At 42.6% G+C, this 18,997-nt stretch carries 14 protein-coding genes; 9 read left to right on the top strand and 5 right to left on the bottom strand.

Going from position 1 to position 18,997, the window contains the following annotated elements; genetic code table 11:
* Positions 1-947 precede the first annotated feature (947 nt).
* Positions 948-1,760, top strand: a complete 813-nt coding sequence (locus JMY02_RS06620) for a HEPN domain-containing protein (RefSeq protein ID WP_201596478.1) — start codon at positions 948-950, stop codon at positions 1,758-1,760.
* 150 nt (positions 1,761-1,910) lie between these two features.
* Here JMY02_RS06620 and JMY02_RS06615 read toward each other — a convergent pair whose 3' ends face one another.
* Positions 1,911-2,171 carry a DUF1289 domain-containing protein gene (locus tag JMY02_RS06615; RefSeq protein ID WP_201596476.1) on the bottom strand — a complete coding sequence of 87 codons (261 nt, stop codon included), beginning with the start codon at positions 2,169-2,171 and terminating at the stop codon, positions 1,911-1,913.
* 188 nt (positions 2,172-2,359) lie between these two features.
* Between JMY02_RS06615 and JMY02_RS06610 the strand changes: the two genes are divergently transcribed.
* From JMY02_RS06610 to JMY02_RS06600, 3 genes are all read left to right on the top strand, one after another.
* Positions 2,360-3,013, top strand: a complete 654-nt coding sequence (locus tag JMY02_RS06610) for a YqiA/YcfP family alpha/beta fold hydrolase (protein WP_201596474.1) — start codon at positions 2,360-2,362, stop codon at positions 3,011-3,013.
* A 110-nt stretch (positions 3,014-3,123) separates the two neighbouring features.
* Positions 3,124-5,010 (top strand): DNA topoisomerase IV subunit B, encoded by a 1,887-nt coding sequence (parE, locus tag JMY02_RS06605; protein ID WP_201596472.1) that lies wholly within the window; start codon positions 3,124-3,126, stop codon positions 5,008-5,010.
* 74 nt (positions 5,011-5,084) lie between these two features.
* Positions 5,085-5,780, top strand: coding sequence for a lysophospholipid acyltransferase family protein (locus JMY02_RS06600; protein WP_201596470.1), 696 nt, complete (start codon positions 5,085-5,087; stop codon positions 5,778-5,780).
* A gap of 122 nt (positions 5,781-5,902) precedes the next feature.
* On the opposite strand, the gene JMY02_RS06595 is transcribed toward JMY02_RS06600, so the two are convergent.
* Positions 5,903-6,688: an SDR family NAD(P)-dependent oxidoreductase gene (locus JMY02_RS06595; RefSeq protein WP_265087959.1), complete on the bottom strand. Its 786-nt coding sequence runs from the start codon at positions 6,686-6,688 to the stop codon at positions 5,903-5,905.
* Positions 6,689-7,251: 563 nt separating this feature from the next.
* Between JMY02_RS06595 and JMY02_RS06590 the strand changes: the two genes are divergently transcribed.
* A complete protein-coding gene (locus tag JMY02_RS06590) occupies positions 7,252-8,589 on the top strand; it encodes a hypothetical protein (RefSeq protein WP_201596468.1) in 1,338 nt (445 codons plus the stop codon).
* 61 nt (positions 8,590-8,650) lie between these two features.
* On the opposite strand, the gene JMY02_RS06585 is transcribed toward JMY02_RS06590, so the two are convergent.
* Positions 8,651-10,363, bottom strand: a complete 1,713-nt coding sequence (locus JMY02_RS06585) for a mechanosensitive ion channel (RefSeq protein WP_201596466.1) — start codon at positions 10,361-10,363, stop codon at positions 8,651-8,653.
* Positions 10,364-10,853: 490 nt separating this feature from the next.
* On the opposite strand from JMY02_RS06585, the gene JMY02_RS06580 reads away from it, so the two are divergent.
* Positions 10,854-11,585: an FKBP-type peptidyl-prolyl cis-trans isomerase gene (locus JMY02_RS06580; protein WP_201596464.1), complete on the top strand. Its 732-nt coding sequence runs from the start codon at positions 10,854-10,856 to the stop codon at positions 11,583-11,585.
* A gap of 263 nt (positions 11,586-11,848) precedes the next feature.
* Here the strand turns inward: JMY02_RS06580 and argA are convergent, their stop codons facing one another.
* Complete coding sequence (gene argA, locus JMY02_RS06575) at positions 11,849-13,171, bottom strand: amino-acid N-acetyltransferase (RefSeq protein ID WP_201596462.1); 1,323 nt, start codon at positions 13,169-13,171, stop codon at positions 11,849-11,851.
* Between the two features lie 401 nt (positions 13,172-13,572).
* On the opposite strand from argA, the gene JMY02_RS06570 reads away from it, so the two are divergent.
* Entirely contained in the window at positions 13,573-14,160 is a 588-nt protein-coding gene (locus tag JMY02_RS06570; protein WP_201596460.1) for a hypothetical protein, read from the top strand.
* Positions 14,161-14,443: 283 nt separating this feature from the next.
* Here JMY02_RS06570 and JMY02_RS06565 read toward each other — a convergent pair whose 3' ends face one another.
* A complete protein-coding gene (locus JMY02_RS06565) occupies positions 14,444-15,463 on the bottom strand; it encodes a patatin-like phospholipase family protein (protein ID WP_201596458.1) in 1,020 nt (339 codons plus the stop codon).
* 257 nt (positions 15,464-15,720) lie between these two features.
* Here JMY02_RS06565 and recG point away from each other — a divergent pair, with 257 nt between their 5' ends.
* Positions 15,721-18,072 carry an ATP-dependent DNA helicase RecG gene (gene recG, locus JMY02_RS06560; RefSeq protein WP_201596456.1) on the top strand — a complete coding sequence of 784 codons (2,352 nt, stop codon included), beginning with the start codon at positions 15,721-15,723 and terminating at the stop codon, positions 18,070-18,072.
* 238 nt (positions 18,073-18,310) lie between these two features.
* Positions 18,311-18,994, top strand: a complete 684-nt coding sequence (locus tag JMY02_RS06555) for a TetR/AcrR family transcriptional regulator (protein WP_201596454.1) — start codon at positions 18,311-18,313, stop codon at positions 18,992-18,994.
* The last annotated feature ends 3 nt before the right edge of the window (positions 18,995-18,997 follow it).

The raw sequence follows: 18,997 nt of genomic DNA, 5'->3' as shown, positions 1-18,997 counted from the left end.
AGTGAAACATCGTAGCGCCAATGGTAGTGTGGATTCGTCCATGTGAGAGTAGGTCATCGTCAGCTCTCTATTCTAAAGTAAAACCCCCTTTGACTTATGTCGAAGGGGGTTTTCTTTGTGTGTGATTTCTAATACCTAAACTTTATGTACAATGGGCATATCAATCTATGACTGAAGCATTCGGTGCAAAGCTTGCATACGCTTATATGGATTTGCATGATCGATGGTACTGTGCCAACGGCAGAGATCGTGGACACTTTGCAAGTGTCATTCGTCATTATGCCTTTAGTGAATGCCGACAATAACCAGCACGCTGGTAATTAAAATATGCGCATGAGCTACTGTATTAATGGCACATATGCTCTATATAGCTTAGTCACCAGTCCTTTGTAAATAGAGAAGTAATAAGGTAGTAACTGCTATTTATGCTCGTTTACTATCAAGATTAGTGATCGAGCGTAAATAGTAGTGTGGTTTGCCCATGTAAGAGTAAGTCATTGATAGCTCGCCACTCTAATTAAAAGCCTCCAGCGCTCGTTCGTTGGGTGTGTTATCTTAGTTAAATTAAATAGTTTAATCGTATTTAAGCTTTCAAGTATAGAATACTGAATTTTTTACCTACCAACAAATATAGAATAGAGTATTATGTGATTTCAATTAATATATAATGGTTCTTACATCATAAAAGTGTTTAATGAGTTTTAAGTGAATGGGAAGTTATATTCCAATTAACAAAAAGATAAATTATCAATAGTAACTTACTTTATCAACAAATTATGTATAATCAAATTTCGAGCTTATATATATTGCATAATTTCAGGAAATTACATATAGAAAAATATTTATAAATATTAAAACTAGTTGAATACCCTTTGCTTTATGTTGCGATTTTAGCTAATTATTCTTATCTATTTAGGGTAAGGTTGTGTGTAAGGAATAAAGAATAAATGCCTAAAAAGAGATTAAATTTATATACTGTTTCATACATGAAGCTAAAAACGCAAACCCAAGATACATTTGAGTTTTCGGTTCTGATATGTAATGCCGTTCCAACTCTAAAAAGAAATATTCGTCTTTATGAAAAGGGTATTATTAGCGATCTTGTGAAGCCTGATCATTACGGACCATTAAGAAAACTCACTGAAGATGAGATGAATAGAAATAATGTTCATTTAAAAGAAATGTCTACGGGTTACAGAGCTAAACTATCTAAGTATGTATTGATAAGTAACTTCAGCTTTTTTGAGTCTTATGTAATTGATGTAATAAATGAAATGATCAGTTTCCATGGGGGACGTGAAGAATTTATAGAGAAATCACGCAAAGGAGGCGAAAATCAAATACAAAATAATGATCCGCAATTAGAGAAAGTCAGACGAAAAATAAGGCGACCAAATAACCCACAACATGTGCTAATGTATAAAAATGCTAGTGATAAGTTGGTGGAAAGGGGGTATAGATTTCCAAGCGATCTTCTTTCAAGTTATGGTGCGAGGATGCTAATTCAAAAAATAGGTAATATGAATTCAGTAGATATTCCAAATATATTAACTGATGGATTACATATGAAGATAGATGAAACAAGAATAAATGAATTTCACAATATTCGCGATATTAGGAACAAGATTGCACATGGAGATAGTGTTACTCTTACCATTCCGCAAGTTACACAGATGAGTAAAACTCTAAAGTCTTTAGCATTTGATATTGACCAACACTTATTACGCTATTACTTTATATCTGAAAGTTATTTAAGCTAATCGAATGGAGGAAAGTTTCAAGTAATAATGTTTCCTGATATTATTTTTATTTAGGAATAGTAGATGATAAATATTCTAATTTAACGCTTCATGAATAGTTAGCCTATGGTTAATTATATTTAATATTCTTGATCCCATCTAAGTTTAAATCTAAAACAACTCACCCATCTCAACATCTTCTTCAAAATCGAATCCCAACTGCTCGTCTTTACGTTGTCTCATCTGCTCAATACGCTGTTTGCGTCCCACGATAAGCCGTAACACCTCGCGTTGCTGCTCTGTCGTCATATAATGCCATCGTTGGCGCTCGGCTCGACTGCGCAGGCAACCAAAGCAATAGCCTTTTTTGTTGCTTTGACAGACACCGATACAAGGGTTGTCAATGTCGAACAGCTCAAACTGTTGATTCATGGCGACTCCATTGCTATTACCGTCATTCCTTTGACTGGCACCAGACGATTATGACCATATTATTATGTCGCAAATACTGACTAATAGTGTGCCGTTTTATTGTTATTATTTTTGTCTAGCGGGTGCTATGCTTAGCTTTGATAGCCTATATAAGACAATCATAACAAAATTAATAAGTGAGATGATACGTGAACCTGATTTATATCCATGGACTGGACAGCGATGCCAACTCGGCCAAAGGGCTGCTGTTAGAAAAATATTGCCAGCAGTATCATCCTGATATCACGGTGCTGCGTCCTGATTTGAATCAATCGCCTGCACAAGTGCGTGAGCAGCTGTTGTCATTGATAGAAGGGTTAAACGATAGCAAAGATGAGCAGACAGGATCGTCCAATACGGTATTGGTCGGTAGCTCATTGGGTGGTTATTTTTCTACCTTGGTCAGTAATCATACGGGTTGCTCAGCACTATTATTAAACCCCAGCACACAGCCACATATCACGCTACAGCGGTTTGCCAATGAGTCTATGGCAGGCATTAGTGACACAGCGGAATCGTCCGACGATTATGTTATCCATTCGACGGCAGGCGGTTGGGATATTACTAACGCTGATCTACAGTGGTTTGCAGATCATCCATTATCGACTGTGTATCATCCAGATAAAGTCGGCGTATTGCTCAAAGAAGGCGATGAGCTATTGAATCCAGAACTCTCTAAAGCCTTTTACCAAGCGCAAGGCGCTATAGTGAAAGTGCAAGATGGCGGTGATCATCGCTTTAGCGATTTCGGTGAGCAGCTACCGATGGTAATAGAGATGCTACAGAATTTAGTAAAAACCTAAACAGACGACATTATATGACGTGAACGATGGACTATTGACCTTAATGTCGCTGTTTTTCGTTATAATGGTTCAATAGAATTAATCACACATGAATAGTTAAGGATGCATTTGTGAGTCAATATAATGCGCAATCGTTAGAAGTTTTAGAAGGGCTTGAACCCGTACGTCGTCGTCCTGGTATGTATACCGATACCACCCGTCCCAATCATTTGGCGCAAGAAGTCATTGATAACTCGGTTGATGAAGCATTGGCGGGTTATGCGAAAACTATTAAGGTCCAGCTCCATAGTGATGGGTCATTGTCAGTTGAGGATGATGGTCGCGGTATGCCGACTGATATTCATCCTGAATTTAATCAGACAGGGATCGAGCTGATCTTGACCCGTTTGCATGCGGGTGGTAAATTCTCGACTTCTAATTATGAAGTATCAGGCGGCTTGCATGGCGTGGGTATCTCTGTCGTCAATGCGCTATCAACACGCGTTGAAGTCACGGTGTGGCGTGATAGTACGCAGTTTGATATGGCGTTTGAAAATGGCGCACCAGTCACGCTGTTGACTGAAGCGGTCAGCTCAAACAAACGCAAACGTGGTACGAGAGTGCATTTTTGGGCGGATGGTAGCTTTTTTGATACGCCAAAATTTAATGTGAAGCAGCTCAAGCATAATTTGAAAGCCAAAGCGGTTTTGGCAGCTGGATTGACGATTGAATTCACCGATGATATCAATGATGAAAAAGTTGTTTGGCAGTTTACTGATGGGGTTGTCGAGTATCTAAGCGAGCAATTAGATGGTCTTGAAACGTTACCTGAAGCACCGTTCTATTATAATTACGATGCGAAAGCGGGCGAACGTGCTGCCATTACTTTTGCATTGTCTTGGTTACCTGATGGTGGCACGCCGATTCAAGAAAGCTATGTCAATCTTATTCCGACGGCTCAGGGTGGTACACATGTCAATGGTCTGCGTACGGGTATTTTAGAAGCGCTGCGTGAGTTTTGTGATATCCATAATTTGTTACCCCGTAGCGTTAAACTGACGGCAGAAGATGTCTGGGATGGAGTGAACTATATTCTCTCTCTCAAATTCTCTGAGCCACAGTTTTCTGGCCAGACCAAAGAGCGTTTGTCTAGTCGTGAAGCGGCTGGCGCAGTACAGACCTTGGCGAAAGACGCTTTTAGCTTGTGGTTAAATCAACATGCCGACATGGGCACTCAGATTGCTGAATTGGCAATTAATAAAGCGGGACGTCGGTTAAAATCTGCTAAAAAAGTCGCCCGTAAAAAAATCACTCAAGGTCCTGCACTGCCGGGTAAATTGGCAGATTGTCGCGGTGATTTGCGTGATGGCGCTGAGCTGTTCCTAGTAGAAGGGGATTCGGCAGGCGGTAGTGCCAAACAAGCAAGAGATCGTCATTATCAAGCGATACTGCCGTTGCGTGGTAAGATTTTGAATACATGGGAAGTGTCATCAGATACGGTGCTATCAAGCCAAGAGATTCATGATATCGCCATCGCCATCGGTGTCGATCCTGCCTCTGACGATCTATCCGAGCTACGCTATGATAAAGTCTGTATCTTAGCGGATGCGGACTCGGATGGCTTACACATTGCGACACTAATTTGCGCGTTATTCGTCAAGCATTTTCCTGCGTTAGTTGATGCCGGACATTTATTTGTCGCGATGCCACCGTTATACCGAGTGGACGTGGGTAAAGACGTGCATTATGCGTTAGATGAGCCAGAGCTTGCGCATATCTTAGCCAATGTGCCGGGCAATAAAAAAGCGCAAATTACCCGCTTTAAAGGTTTGGGGGAGATGAGCGCCGAGCAACTACGTGAGACAACCATGAACCGTGATACACGGCGTTTAGTTCAGTTAGATATGGATGACATGGTGCTGACCAACAGCGTGATGGATATGCTACTGGCAAAAAAACGCGCGTCTGATCGCAAATCGTGGCTTGAGAATAAAGGAAACTTAGCAAATATTCCATAAAAGCCTATAAAGTTCAACTTAGTAGCACAATCTTAATGGTATTATAGAAGTATCTTTTATTATATGGTGCCGTCATGACATCAAGTTTTTTTAAGCGCTCTAATACTGCGAATTCTAAAGCCACACGCTCTAAAATATTACCCAAGCTTAGTAAAGGACAGCTGGGTAATTTGGTTCCGAGACGGGGTAGCAAGATTGCGCCAGTGATTGCATCAGGGTTACTGAAAGCGATGGGTTGGCGTAATGTTGGCGAGATTCCCAATGTGCCGCAGGCAGTGGTGTTGGCGTTGCCACATACTTCTAATGTCGATGGGATTTATGCGATGCCAAGCTTGTTTGCGCTGGATCTAAAAGTCAGTATTATGGCTAAGCATACCTTATTTAAAATACCGGTATTTGCTCAGCTATTAAGCTGGATGGGCGTTATACCGATTGTGCGAGAAAATAAAGGCTCTGTGCTGCAAGCAAGTATTGATAAATTTAAAACTGGTGAGCCACTATTTTTGGGGTTAGCGCCAGAGGGTACTCGCCAATATACTGAAAACTGGAAAACTGGCTTTTATTATTTGGCATTGGGTGCTGGCGTGCCAATTTTACCCGTCGCCATGGATTACAAAACCAAAGAGGTGCGGTTCTTGTCACTGGTTTATCCTAGTGGCGATATCGAGGCTGACTTACCAAAAATCTATGCTCAGTATAAGGGTGTGATGCCGCGCCATCCTGAGCGCTTGTCGCAGCCACTACAGGACATTAACAACGCCGCTGAGTAAGATGTTTGACACAGCCGTTCTGATGATTGACTATATAACTGAAAAGCCCTTGATGTGTGATATCAAGGGCTTTTGCTTAATTGACAGAGAATGGTAACACTATAAATTGTTTGTCAGTATTTTTAGAAATGTGGCTGGCCGTTAGAAGCGCTGACACCGCCATCGACTGGCAAGTTCACACCTGTAATCATAGCAGCGTCATCACTCGCCAAAAAGGTAATGGCTGCCGCAATGTCTTGGGGAGTTGCAAGGCGGCCAAGTGCAGAACGGGCTAAGAATTTGTCGGTTTTTGCCGTGTTGTCCTGAATGGCGCTCGTCATATTGGTCTTAGTTACACTTGGATTGACGGCATTGACCCGGACGCCATCAGGCCCATGATCCAATGCCAGAGTGCGTGTGAGATTGGTAACACCAGCTTTGGCGGCATTGTATGCGGCCATATTCCAGTCGCCGCCCATACCCGAAAGTGATGAGACATTAACGATATTGCCTTTGGTGGCGATTAAATGCGGCATAGCGGCTTGCGAAACATAAAAATTCCCATTTAAATTGATATTAATGGCTAAATTCCAGTCTTCAGTAGACAAGTCGGTTATTTTGCCTTGGATGGCTTTACCTGCATTGTTGACCAAAATATCAATTTTTTCAAACTTATCTATCACGGCTTTAACCATTTCTTGTACTTGGCTTTGTACGCTAATATCGCAAGTAATGGTCAGATAGTTGTCAGTATGAATCCAAGTATTATCTTGCGGAAATTCTTGAGTGGTTGCTTCTAGCGTTTCAGCAGTACGTCCTACCAACACAACGTTAGCGCCTTCTTGAGCGAAACGAATGGCGGTTGCACGGCCAATACCTGAACCTGCCCCTGTGACGATAACCGTTTTTTCTTTAAAGCGCTTCATCATGTTCAATCCTTGTTATTATAGAATGGTTAGGGGCTGTATAGAATTCGACCATGGCACTGACAGAGACTATTTTTTAGACGATTCGAAGATAAAAATAGTAAGTATAGTCATTCTATACATCTATTTTTAGCAATGAAGCGGCAAAAAAGAGTCCTGTCCCCTGTTTTATCATTGGGGCTGATGCTAAAACTGCCCCATACTGTGTTGCAAGTCTTGCTAAGGTATTAACATTATCATCGACTTGCGCCTTGTCTGGAACCGTTTTAGCGATCAGCAGTGCCTATTTGTGAATTATATACAGACACTATTCAATGAGTTTGGTCAATGTATCTGAGAAAGGTCATGGCGCGCAGTCTATAATTTGTAAAGCTGCACACAAGCTGAGGTGCCTTTATATCATCATAACAATTCATTGCGATGAAAGCGACTGTGTCTAATAGTGCTTATGTAGCTCAATTTTCGTTGCTACAAAAGAGCCGCCATGCGCTAGCAATGGTGTTAGGCCTGTCAGTAACCATGCACCATCATATGATATGTGCATTCAACAATAAAGGGTCAAAACTGTGTCTCATCCAACGACGACAATAGCTGACAGGAGCTGTCTTGCTAACGCGTTGACCTGCTATTTGCAGTCAGATGCTGTAGTAATTACTTTAACCAATATGCAAGTAATTGAAGATAAGTATGGCGCTCACTATAATGCTCGACGATACGATTATCAATTATCCTTAGGTGAGCTATCGCTATTTGCGCTAACACTACATTTACCAACTAATAGCAAGCCAGCTGATATTGAGTCAGTACGCATGGCAGCATTAAAGTCGGCGCTGGTATGGCAAAAAACGTCCTTATCTAAAAATAAAGAGAGCGAAGCGATTGGCTATAACGTTTTGGTTGTCGATATCCAATTCACTGAACGCCCTAACAGTAGCAATCAATTTCATGACCATGACCAGCACAATAACCCTCCAAACCGTCTAAAACATGATTTCGGTGTTCGCTATTTTGAGGAGGATTTAATTGTAGATATGAATGATAGCACGGGACAACTGCAGGTATTTAGCTGGCACGATTGGCATTTGCTATTGGCAATGCTACAGACACCCTGCGCGCTATGGCGATTTTTAGCGCACCGTTTAGAGCAATTACACGATTCAGCCATCAAGCAGCGACCAAGTCTTGTATCAGAAGAAGCGCTCGCCACGCAGTTTTTGTATAGTACCTCGCTATTGGCACCTGCCATCGTGATAGACAATGCCCTGATAAAATACAAAATTCAAGATCAACCCAATCCAGCACTGGTCGCTATGACGCTCGCTTACAGGCATCAAAGCACGACGGCGCATATGTATCATCAGCACATGCAGCAATCATCAACACTATGGTCGCAGCTTTGCTCACAGATGATAGAAGTGTTCGAGGAGAAGCGAACAGGCAGTCATGACAAAGTGCAGGAAGTAGAGCTGGCTTATTGGCAGCAGCAATTATTGGACGAATCTTTGTTTTCGCGTCATGAATTGATTCGTACTCTCTATCGACATCCTAAGCAAGGGCATAAGTTACAGCAAGAGGGTTATGTGGTGCATCAGCATTCCTATGAGAGCTTAGGGCGACACTATGTCTTGATATTTTATGGGCAAGATGGGAAAGGAAAGCATGGTAAACAAGTCATCAAGCCGAATCTGGAAAAAATTGCACAAGATGTTGCCACCCGTCTACCGATAGCCGAACTTCATCATGTCATTGTACTTGGTATCGATTTTATCACTGAGACTGACGATACTTTTATCGATATCGATTTGTGGATTCAACCCATTGATGCCATGACCCAACGCGAGCGTCAACTAACCAAGCAACTACAGCGCCTTAAACAGCAGGCTGCCCAACAGTTGGATAAATAAGCAGACACAAAAAAGACAGCCTAAGCTGTCTTTTTTTTATTCAAAAGTAAAAAATGATACATCAATACTTATTGTTGAAGTCGTCGTCAAGACCGTTACCAGGCAACAAGTGATCGTTATCGATGATATTGTTGTCACTAACATCACTATTATGAATGTCATTAGTATCAACATGAGGCGTGTCAATCACATCGGTACGTAAATTAGTGGTAGACGTACTAGCAGCTGAAGGCGTACTTTTTGGTGTATTATCACGAACTGAATCAGCCACTTTTTCTTGGGTTGATGTGCTAGGCTGAAGTGCTGATTTTGCCTTCGCTTCAGTGCGTTCTCTGTCCATTTTATCCTGCATTTTGCGTAAGAAGCGTGCGGCTGCTTCTTGACCACCAAGACCGAATGATAAGGCAAAGGCTACCGCGACAGCACCTAGCGTTAGACCAAATGCTAGGTTTACGATAGAGTCAGCAATGCCCATCGCTTTTAGACCCATGGCAAGTACTAAGCCCATGATTAATACGCGTACGATGTTTGCTAGGAATTGTGAGCCTTGCTCAGAACGCTCAACGACACCTGCAATGATATTGGCAAGCCAAAAACCAATAAACAGAATGATCGCGCCTAGGATGATATTGGCACCGAAAGCGATGAACATAGTGATGATAGCTGAGATAGCGCCAAAGCCTAATAGATCAGCGGCAGCAATCGAGGCAAACAACATGGCAAAAAAGATAATCGCATAACCAACGAGGTCAGAAATCTTCTGAGTGCCCATGGTTTCTTGCAAGCCAACTTTGGCAGGCAGTTGATTGATTTGAGTGTTTTCAATTAAGCCTTTGATGATGTTAGCAACCATACGTACCACATAAAAGGTCACTACTAGGATAGCCACTGCCATAAAAATGTTCGGCAATGCTTCCATGATTTTGTTCAGCATGTTGGTCGCAGGACGAGCAATAACATCAATTTTTAGGGCATTTAACGCAGCAATAATGGTTGGAATGATAACCACCAAAAATGCCAATGAACCAGCAATATTTGGTAGGCTGTTCTGTTCACTCAAGCCTGCTTTTGACGCCAGTTCTTGTACATTAAAGGTAGAGACAAGGTTGGTTACAATGCCGCGTACGACTTTGGCAATGATATAACCGACTACGAAGACCACACCTGCAATGAGGATGTTAGGAATAAAGCTAAAGATTTTATCGACCATATTGGTTAATGGCGCAAACAAGCCATTAAGCTCTAACTGACCAAGTACCATGGTCAATACAACCAATAAGATAAACCAGTAAACCATATCAGCAATCGTGCTGCTCATAGGTTTGACGCCAGCTTTATCGCTTAAGCGCTCATCCATTGATGTTTTAGCCAATGCGGCATTGATGGCGGTACGCACAACAGTAGCCAACACCCAACCAATAATACCAACAGCGATCGCACCGATAAGATTAGGAATAAACGCCAATACTTGGTTGACCATATTCGCAAATGGTGCCGAAATAGAGTTCAAGTTCAATTGGCTAAGCGCCCCAGAAATCGCGATGACAAAGATAAACCAAAAAACAACCTTAGAGATAATACCCTCAAGATCATACGTTTTGCCAGTCGAAGAATTCATGCGTTGGTTTAGGTTAACTTTAGCCAATACGCCGCGTACCAATGCGGCAATGCCAAGTGCCACCAGCCAACCAATGATAAAAATCAAAATAGCGCCAATAATAGAACCAATAGGTCCACCAAGATAACCATTGAACGATGTATACGTTGGATTCATCTTATCCTCCTTTAATCATCATATAAAAGCCGCTAAAAAATATTATGAATCTGATTATTATTAAGCGAAATCAATATATAGATGGTTTTGATAAATAGTATTTTTTAATTGAGTTATACGGCAACATGATAATTGTGAGCATAGAGTCTTATCACATATAGTCTTATCAAAAGTGTCTTTTTGACCGGAATCAACTGCTTCGCAATCTGTTGATTCAACAACAACATATCTATATCAACGATAAAAACTTACACTCGGTTACTTATCACCTTAACTAATTCAGCTTATCTGATGTATTGATGGATTTAAAGACAGAAAGCTTAACGTGATACTGTATTTGTGTGATAACTTGTTATCACGGCGGGAAATAGTAACATAGACTGTACATTCGCCCGATAATTTCATCCCAAACATGGCTCCTAAAACTAAGATTTGTTATGATAGAAGCATGTGACATCTCGCCACTATTCTTACCATTTGAGAGTACTTTATGAAAAAAATCACTACTTTAAGTGTTAGTGCACTTGCGAGTGCGATGTTGTTAATTACTGGTTGCAGTACCAACAACGGCAATCAAGAAACAGCGGCAAAAAGCGTTTCTATCACTGAGCAAAGCCCAGCCACTGAAAAGGTGGGTTACAGCTTGGGCTTTATGATGGCAGAAGGCAATAAAGAAGCCGTGCAAGACTTGAATCTTGATACATTTGAGCAGGGCTTTCGTGATGGCTACGAAGGTAAAGAGTCCGCATTGACCCAAGAGCAAATGCAAGAAGTATTGATGACATATCAAAAAGAGCAAGAAGAGCAGTTTGCCAAAGATATGGAAACCAAAGCGGGAGAAAATAAAACCAAAGGCGCTGCATACTTAGCAGAAAATGCTAAAAAAGAGGGCGTAAAAACCACAGCTTCTGGCTTACAGTACAAAGTCATTACTGCAGGTACTGGTAAATCACCAAAAGCGACTGACGTAGTTGAAGTAAACTACGAAGGCAAATTGATCGATGGTACGGTATTTGATAGCTCTTATGAGCGCGGTGAGCCAATCGAGTTCCCATTGAATCAAGTCATCGCTGGCTGGACTGAAGGTTTACAGTTGATGAAAGTGGGCGGAAAATACGAATTCTATATCCCATCAGACATCGCTTATGGCGAAGCGGGTAACGCAGGTATCGAGCCTAACAGCACCTTGATCTTTACCGTTGAACTGCTAAAAGTAAAATAATGCATTATTAGCATTTATAGAGCATAAAAAAAGCCTTCATAATTGTTATGAAGGCTTTTTTACGGATAGGCGTTTTTATATTGTATAGTTGGTGAAAAGTAATATCGATACAATACGTGCTGCTGGTGCAAATTTTTCTTGCTTGCTGTGCCTTCGCAGCTCGATGCTGCAAAAAATTGACACTAGCAGCACTGTAGTGACTTTAAAGTATTTCAACTATATGACTGTTAGAGCCGCAAAAGCGCTGCCAATTCGGCTATTAATTATAGATTTTTTTGGAAGACTTTGGAGTTACGACCATTGTGATACTTTTCTTGACGAGGTTCAGGTAAGGCGCTGGCATCAACTTCGGCAAAGCCTTGCTCGACGAACCAATGTGCCGTCCGCGTCGTTAAGACAAACAATTTATGCAGACCGTGACTGCGTGCTTGTTGCTCCAAAAATGCCAGCAAGTCAGCACCGCGACTACCGCTACGATACTCAGGATGTACTGCAACGCAAGCAACTTCCGCTGAATCGGCATCTAGAGGATAAAGAGCAGCACAGCCTAAAATCATGCCATCGCGCTCGATGACGCTATAGTGTTCAATCTCTTGCTCCAAGCGCTCGCGTGAGCGGCTGACCAAAATACCTTGTTCTTCTAAAGGCGACAATAGCTCAATCAGTCCGACCACATCATCAATGTCAGCACGGCGAATCTCTTCGTAAGGGTCGTGGCTAATAAGAGTGCCAGAACCATCACGGGTAAATAGTTCTTCTAGTAGTGCACCATCTTTGGCATAGGAAATAATATGGGTGCGATGAACGCCCTGACGACACGCATTACTGGCACAGCTCAAAAAGTAATTGATCTCACAATTCAAATCACGATCACGCAAAAACCGATCGACTTCGTTGGGAATCATTTCGCGTAGCAGACGGTCATCGTGATTGATACCAGTTTCTTCACCCAAAAATATAAGCTTATCAGCCCCAAGTGCCACGGCTGCGCTAAGTGCTACATCTTCTGCTAGCAAATTAAAAACTTCGCCAGTCGCTGAATAACCCATTGAACCCAAAACTACGATATGGTCGTGTAAGAGATTATTTTTAATGGCTTCCACGTCGATAGAGCGCACTTCTCCAGTCATTTGGTAATCGACACCATCACGAATACCATAAGGACGAGCGGTGACAAAATTGCCTGAGATGGCATCGATGCGCGAGCCATACATAGGTGAGTTGGCCAGTCCCATCGATAGCTGTGCTTCAATCTGCAAGCGAATTGCCCCAACTGCTTGCAAAATGGAAGGCATGGCGACCCTTGGGGTAATGCGAATGTCTTGATGTAGGGGAGAGGCGATACCCGTATCTTTGAGATTTTTCTCAATTTGCGGTCGTGCCCCATGCACCAATACGAGTTTGATACCCAAACTGTGTAGTAAGGCAAAATCGTGAATAAGCGTACTAAAATTAGGGTGATTGACCGCCTCACCACCAAACATAATCACGAAAGTTTTGCCGCGATGAGTGTTGATGTACGGAGCAGAGTTACGGAACCAATGGACGTATTCAGGGTTAATTTGTGGCATAGCGCTAGTAGTCATAATAAGGGCAGTAGTCGTTAGAATAAAAAAAGGGGCGTAGCAAAAAAATGCCTATCGCTAAAGATTTACCATAGCAAAAAACGCCGTTATGAGCTATCTTTTATTTCAGTAGTGTTAATCAATCTTTAAAGCTTATTTGCGATATACACAACCTCTACACGGGGTTAGTGTACGCACAAACACTTTTTGTTATGCTAAACGCTATCGTCAGGTCAATATAAAAAAGATACAGCGGGACTGGAATGAGTTTTTCGTAGCATCGAGCCTGCAAAGGCACAGCAAGCCAGAAAAATTTATACCCGTTCAGCGTTGGAATATAATGTATCTGTTTTATTTAGAATCGACTATATTGCTTTACCAGCTGCGTTTTACCGATATATTAACTAGGGATAATGAATACCATGAAAATAAATAACCAATTTGCTAGTCCATTTAGTGCTTGGAGCGGGCATCGCTTATTTCACGTCGTTGCTGGTACGCTCATTGGTGCTATGGTAGTAACGCAAGCTTCAGCGATGTTGCCAACGCCAGAGCAAGCAGTGGATGGTTCAGTTGCTGTGCAGACAAGCAATAATCAAAGCACCAACTCCAATGCGCAAGCCGTTAATAGTAAAATTACAGCATCACTGATTAGTACCGATGCCAATGGACAAGAAGTTTTGGTTCCTGTCAATGCCAATACTCGTTTGCAAGCTGGTAATGTTTTAGAGTATCAAGGATATTTTACCAATACCAATGCCGATAGAGTCCGTAAAATGACGGTGACGATGAGTATCCCTGAGCAAGTAGAATTATTAAAAGCAGTATCGCCTGACCTGCCATATGGCAGTGCGGATGGCAATACGTTTGCTCGTATGCCGTTACGTGGAAAAATTGATAATCAATTGCAAGAAATCCCATTAAAGTACTATAAAGCGGTGCGTTGGGATCTTGAAGGTCTTGGTCTCAATGACACCGTCGTGGTCAAATATCGCGCGCGCGTTAAATAAGTCATGCGTTTGATGTGATGTTTTGCTCAATCGCTCTTTATTTAAGCAAAAAAAGCACTACAGTTCATGACTGTGGTGCTTTTTTTCGTTAAGTTTTGGCGGTTTTTACATGCCTTGTTTACGAATAAATCAATCAGAGTGTGGCATATAGCCGATACTAAATAAAACTGATACCGGGCATTATAACGAGGAACTGGCACAAATTTTCCTTGCTTGCTGTGCCTACGCCGACAGATGCTGCGAAAAATTTATACCAGTCCCTCTGTATCGTTTTTATATTGAACTAACTATATTTGCTTTGAGATTTTTGTTTAATCAACTGTTTGATAGCCTCAATTTGTGGGGTTGTGGCTTGCGCGCCCGCAGTAATAAGAGTGCGGCGCTGACTGGTATCCATTGAGCTGATATGACCCACATTGGGCGTAATGACGATATCAGCACGATCCCGCTCTTGGCGCATGGCTGAGCTGCGACTGTTACTACTTTTATTGGTACTTTTATTAGTACTTTGCTGAGCGATAATATTGTTTTCTAGAAATCCCCAAAAACTGCTCAATGAGTTTAGAGTGGGCATTTTATTTGTAGTAGGCGTACTGCCGTTGATATTATTGGCGGTTACATCGACAGCAATGACAATATCAGCGCCCAAATCACGCGCACTATCAACGGCGACTAAACTCACCACACCGCCATCGATATATTTTTTGCCGACTGTTTCAGGGATACGCGGGGCGATAAAAATATTTGGCACGCTACAGGATGCTTGGACGGCCAGTCCAGCATCGCCAGTGGTAAAGACTGATTTTTTTAAGCTGTGTTTTTCGGCGGCGACCGCGGCAAAGCTGATAGGGAAGTCTTCTATGGCTTTACCGCCTACTTTAGTATTAATGAAGTTTTTGAGTTTGATGCCTTCAATAAATCCTTGGTTGGATAATACAAAGTCGGTCAATTCGCTGTCGGTGGTTGTCAGTGCCAAGCGCTCAAGCTGCGTTGGTGTGTAGCCGCTGGCGTATAAGCTGCCAACCAAACTACCAACGCTAGTGCCAACGACGAGTGTGGGCGTAATACCGTTCTCTTCTAATGCTTTAATCACGCCCACATGAGCAAAGCCTTTCGCACCGCCGCCACCCAATACCAACGCCACACTAGGTGATTCGACGACAGGCGTTTTGGACGCTTGAATCGTTGGCGTTACCGTGCTACAAGCACTGATGACTAGACCAAATGCAGTCAGGAGACTCATACGCGTCAACAATAAATACTGACGGTATCGATGTTGATATGAATGGGCAGTAGCAGACATAGAAAAGACCTTATACGATTGCTAAATGCAGAAAAAAAGGATACAACTATTATAACGCACGGCTAAAATAGTATGTGCTGTGCCTGAGCAGCTCGATGCTACGAAAATATTATTCTGGCAGCACTGTATGTATTTTATAGTAAATTGACTATAAAACAGTATTACCAAATCGCTGCGCATAAGCAATCAGATTGTCAGTTATAATCATAATGAGTGAGTGTCTCTAAAACTTAAAAATAATATCGTTAGGATCTTTGATGCCAATATCAGCCAGTCATTCTTCAGTGAGCCCATCAGATAATTTTGGGTCTGAGCGACCAGTCTCGGCGCTAGATATGCCGGTGACTGCGCTGGCAGGAGTGGGATTAAAAGTTGCTGAACAATTGGCGCAATTGAATATCAAACGCATATTTGATTTGCTGCTGCATCTGCCACGTGATTACGAGGATCGCAGTCGGCTGGTCTCGATAGCAGAGGCAAGTCATGGACAATCTGCGTTAATCACTGGGTATGTGGTACATGTCGATATCAAGCGCAGTGGCATGACAGTCGTCATAGATGATGATACTGGCACGATATCTTTGCGTTTTTTTCAGGTCTATCGCGGTCTTGCTCAAACCATGAGTTTAGGTACGCGTTTGCAGCTATTCGGTGAAGTCAAGGTCAGCCGTTATGGCAAACAGATGCACCATCCTGAATATCAAATAATAACTGATAGTGCCGCTATGACCAATACTGGCTTGCAACCGATTTATCCCAGCGTAAAAGGCTTGCATCAGAATAAACTGCGGACATTGATTAAGCTCGCACTACAGACGGTGCGTAGCCAAGGTTTGCCAATGACCCTATTTACAGCGGCTGACTTTGCCGTTGTTGCTGACTTGCCTTTAGCGCCTTTTGAGCCAACCCAAGCATTGGTGACAGAAGCAGAGTATGCCGAAGATATATTCTCCACATTGGCGCGTAGTGTGCCTGAAAATGCTATGGGCAATAGCGTCCATAAAGCTGGTGCAACGGATTATGATGCCAGTCATGCTCTCAATACAGTCGTTAATAGAACGATTAATAATAACGTCTATAACCTGACGATATTTGAAGCACTCGTATTACTGCACACACCGCCCACTTATACCGATGCGGGTCAACAATATAAACTGTTGACGCAGTTAAGTGCGCGTACCCATGCGGCCTGTCAGCGTTTAATCATTGAGGAATTGACTGCCCATCAACTCAGCTTGTTGTATCGCCGTCAGCAATTGCATCAGTATAAAGCACCCAAATGCGCCATTAAAAGCCCCCTTGCTGACGCGTTATTTGCGGCTTTACCCTTTGACTTAACAGACGCTCAAAAAAGAGTGATGAAAGACATTACGGCTGATATGGCAACCTCAATTCCTATGCTTCGGCTGGTACAAGGCGATGTGGGTGCTGGCAAGACGTTGGTTGCCGCAGGGGCAGCAGGCTATGCACTTGATAGTGGCTGGCAAGTGGCAGTGATGGCACCGACTGAAATCCTAGCGGAACAGCATTTACTCAATTTTAAACACTGGTTTGAGCCGCTGGGCATCGGTGTTGGTTGGCTCGCTGGCAAGCAAACAGCGAAGCAGCGCCGTGAAGCGTTAGAGGCGGTGAGTGAGAATACCGTACAGGTCGTCGTCGGTACTCATGCGCTGTTTCAGGATCAAGTAAAGTTCGCCAAATTAGGCTTGGTTATTATCGATGAGCAACATCGTTTTGGCGTCGAACAAAGGATGGCTTTGACTAATAAAGGCGTGGCCAATAGTACACCGCATCAACTAATTATGACCGCCACACCAATCCCGCGTACGCTGGCGATGAGTGTTTACGGTGATATGGATACGTCTATTATTGATGAATTACCTCCCGGACGAACGCCCATTACTACCGTTACCATTGATCGCAACCGCCGTGATGATGTGATTGAGCGTATTGCGGTTAACTGTGCGGCAGGTAGGCAAGCATATTGGGTTTGCTCACTGGTAGAGGAGTCTAGTGTGCTGGATGCGCAAGCGGCTGAAGCAACTTATGAAGATTTAAATGAGCGATTGGATATTCGTATTGGGCTGGTACACGGCAAAATGAAGTCAGCGGACAAACAAGCCATCATGCAAGCGTTTAAAGCAGGTCATCTTGATTTGCTGATTGCCACAACGGTCATCGAAGTGGGCGTCGATGTGCCCAACGCCTCATTGATGGTTATTGAAAATGCGGAACGCTTGGGGCTGTCGCAACTGCATCAACTACGCGGGCGCGTCGGACGTGGCTCAACCAAAAGCTATTGTGTTCTGCTATACCAAAAGCCATTATCAGAAACGGGGACTGAGCGCCTAAATGTCTTGCGTGATAGTACAGACGGTTTTGTCATTGCACAAAAAGACTTAGAGCTGCGTGGACCGGGTGAGCTTTTAGGGAAGAGGCAAACGGGTAATGTTGGTTACTATTTAGCCGATCTCATTCGTGATGAACAGCTATTTGCCATTGCTCAGCGTTTGGCCAAGCATTTGATTGCAGATCCAGCGCGCAAAGCAGATGTCAGCCAGCTTATTCATCGTTGGATGCCAGAGGCGAGTCGTTATACCAATGCTTAAAATGACTAGTCGTAGAGTTCTGGTCAGTCGGCTACTTCAGAACCATATCTTTAATGATCGGTTAATTTTATCCTTTCTGATAACGCTTATCAGTGTGTGCTTAACAGTTATCATCAGTACTGTCTTAATGAACCTGAATCAATTGCACTGCCTTTCATTCAATTAAATGACTATTACTGTATACCGTTTAGACATCTAAAATGTTTGACTCAATCAATTGATTGATTAATAATAATCTATGACAAAATTATCTGAAATTGACTTTGAAACCGCTCTTGATCGAGTCGAATCTGAACCTCATAGTAGCGCCGCTTCCATTTTACGATGCGCCGAAGCGCTGTTTTCGACTAAAGGCTTTAAAGCGGTTACGACTCGGGATATTGCACAAGCATCTGGCAAGAATATCTCCACCATTCACTTTCACTGGCAAAGCAAACGGACGCTGTATGAAGCGGTATGTAGAATGCATGCTCGTCAGCTGTTAGCTTTTGTGTTCCAAACGGAAGCAGCAATTGCAGATAGCACACTTGAGCCCAACCAAGCATTAGAGCAGTGGATCGATAAAACTTTGGATTTACTGATTGAGAATCCAGCTATTGCTAAGCTAGCGTCACAGAATATCTCGGTACAAAATAACCCAGAAATGGTGACTTTGTTCCAACATGACATTCAAGTATTGGCACGGTTCCAAGGCTATCTGTCCACATTTCTTGGCCCCACTGACGATCATACTAAGCCATTGCGTCTGTTCACCTTGCTTTATTTTACCATTGGTATGTTTACTGACTCGTCACTACAACAAGCCACGCTTGGTGGGTCGATTTATGAACAACCAGAGTTACAACAACAACTTAAATCGTTTGCAAAAAATCTAGCAATGGGCTTATTACAAAAAGATAGCGCACTAACCACGAATTTATAGGCT

Origin of the sequence: Psychrobacter vallis (assembly GCF_904846715.1) — a bacterium.
Taxonomy (GTDB): domain Bacteria; phylum Pseudomonadota; class Gammaproteobacteria; order Pseudomonadales; family Moraxellaceae; genus Psychrobacter; species Psychrobacter vallis.
Note: the sequence above shows the minus strand (reverse complement) of the source record. Positions and strands in the feature narration are given on the sequence as shown.

Excerpts from the sequence above, each read along its gene's own strand:
- JMY02_RS06615 (WP_201596476.1), bottom strand. The coding sequence starts at position 2,171 with ATGAATCAACAGTTTGAGCTGTTCGACATTGACAACCCTTGTATCGGT.
- JMY02_RS06570 (WP_201596460.1), top strand. The coding sequence starts at position 13,573 with ATGAAAATAAATAACCAATTTGCTAGTCCATTTAGTGCTTGGAGCGGG.
- argA (WP_201596462.1), bottom strand. The coding sequence starts at position 13,171 with ATGACTACTAGCGCTATGCCACAAATTAACCCTGAATACGTCCATTGG.
- JMY02_RS06620 (WP_201596478.1), top strand. The coding sequence starts at position 948 with ATGCCTAAAAAGAGATTAAATTTATATACTGTTTCATACATGAAGCTA.
- JMY02_RS06555 (WP_201596454.1), top strand. The coding sequence starts at position 18,311 with ATGACAAAATTATCTGAAATTGACTTTGAAACCGCTCTTGATCGAGTC.
- JMY02_RS06600 (WP_201596470.1), top strand. The coding sequence starts at position 5,085 with ATGACATCAAGTTTTTTTAAGCGCTCTAATACTGCGAATTCTAAAGCC.
- recG (WP_201596456.1), top strand. The coding sequence starts at position 15,721 with ATGCCAATATCAGCCAGTCATTCTTCAGTGAGCCCATCAGATAATTTT.
- JMY02_RS06580 (WP_201596464.1), top strand. The coding sequence starts at position 10,854 with ATGAAAAAAATCACTACTTTAAGTGTTAGTGCACTTGCGAGTGCGATG.
- JMY02_RS06595 (WP_265087959.1), bottom strand. The coding sequence starts at position 6,688 with ATGATGAAGCGCTTTAAAGAAAAAACGGTTATCGTCACAGGGGCAGGT.
- JMY02_RS06565 (WP_201596458.1), bottom strand. The coding sequence starts at position 15,463 with ATGTCTGCTACTGCCCATTCATATCAACATCGATACCGTCAGTATTTA.
- JMY02_RS06585 (WP_201596466.1), bottom strand. The coding sequence starts at position 10,363 with ATGAATCCAACGTATACATCGTTCAATGGTTATCTTGGTGGACCTATT.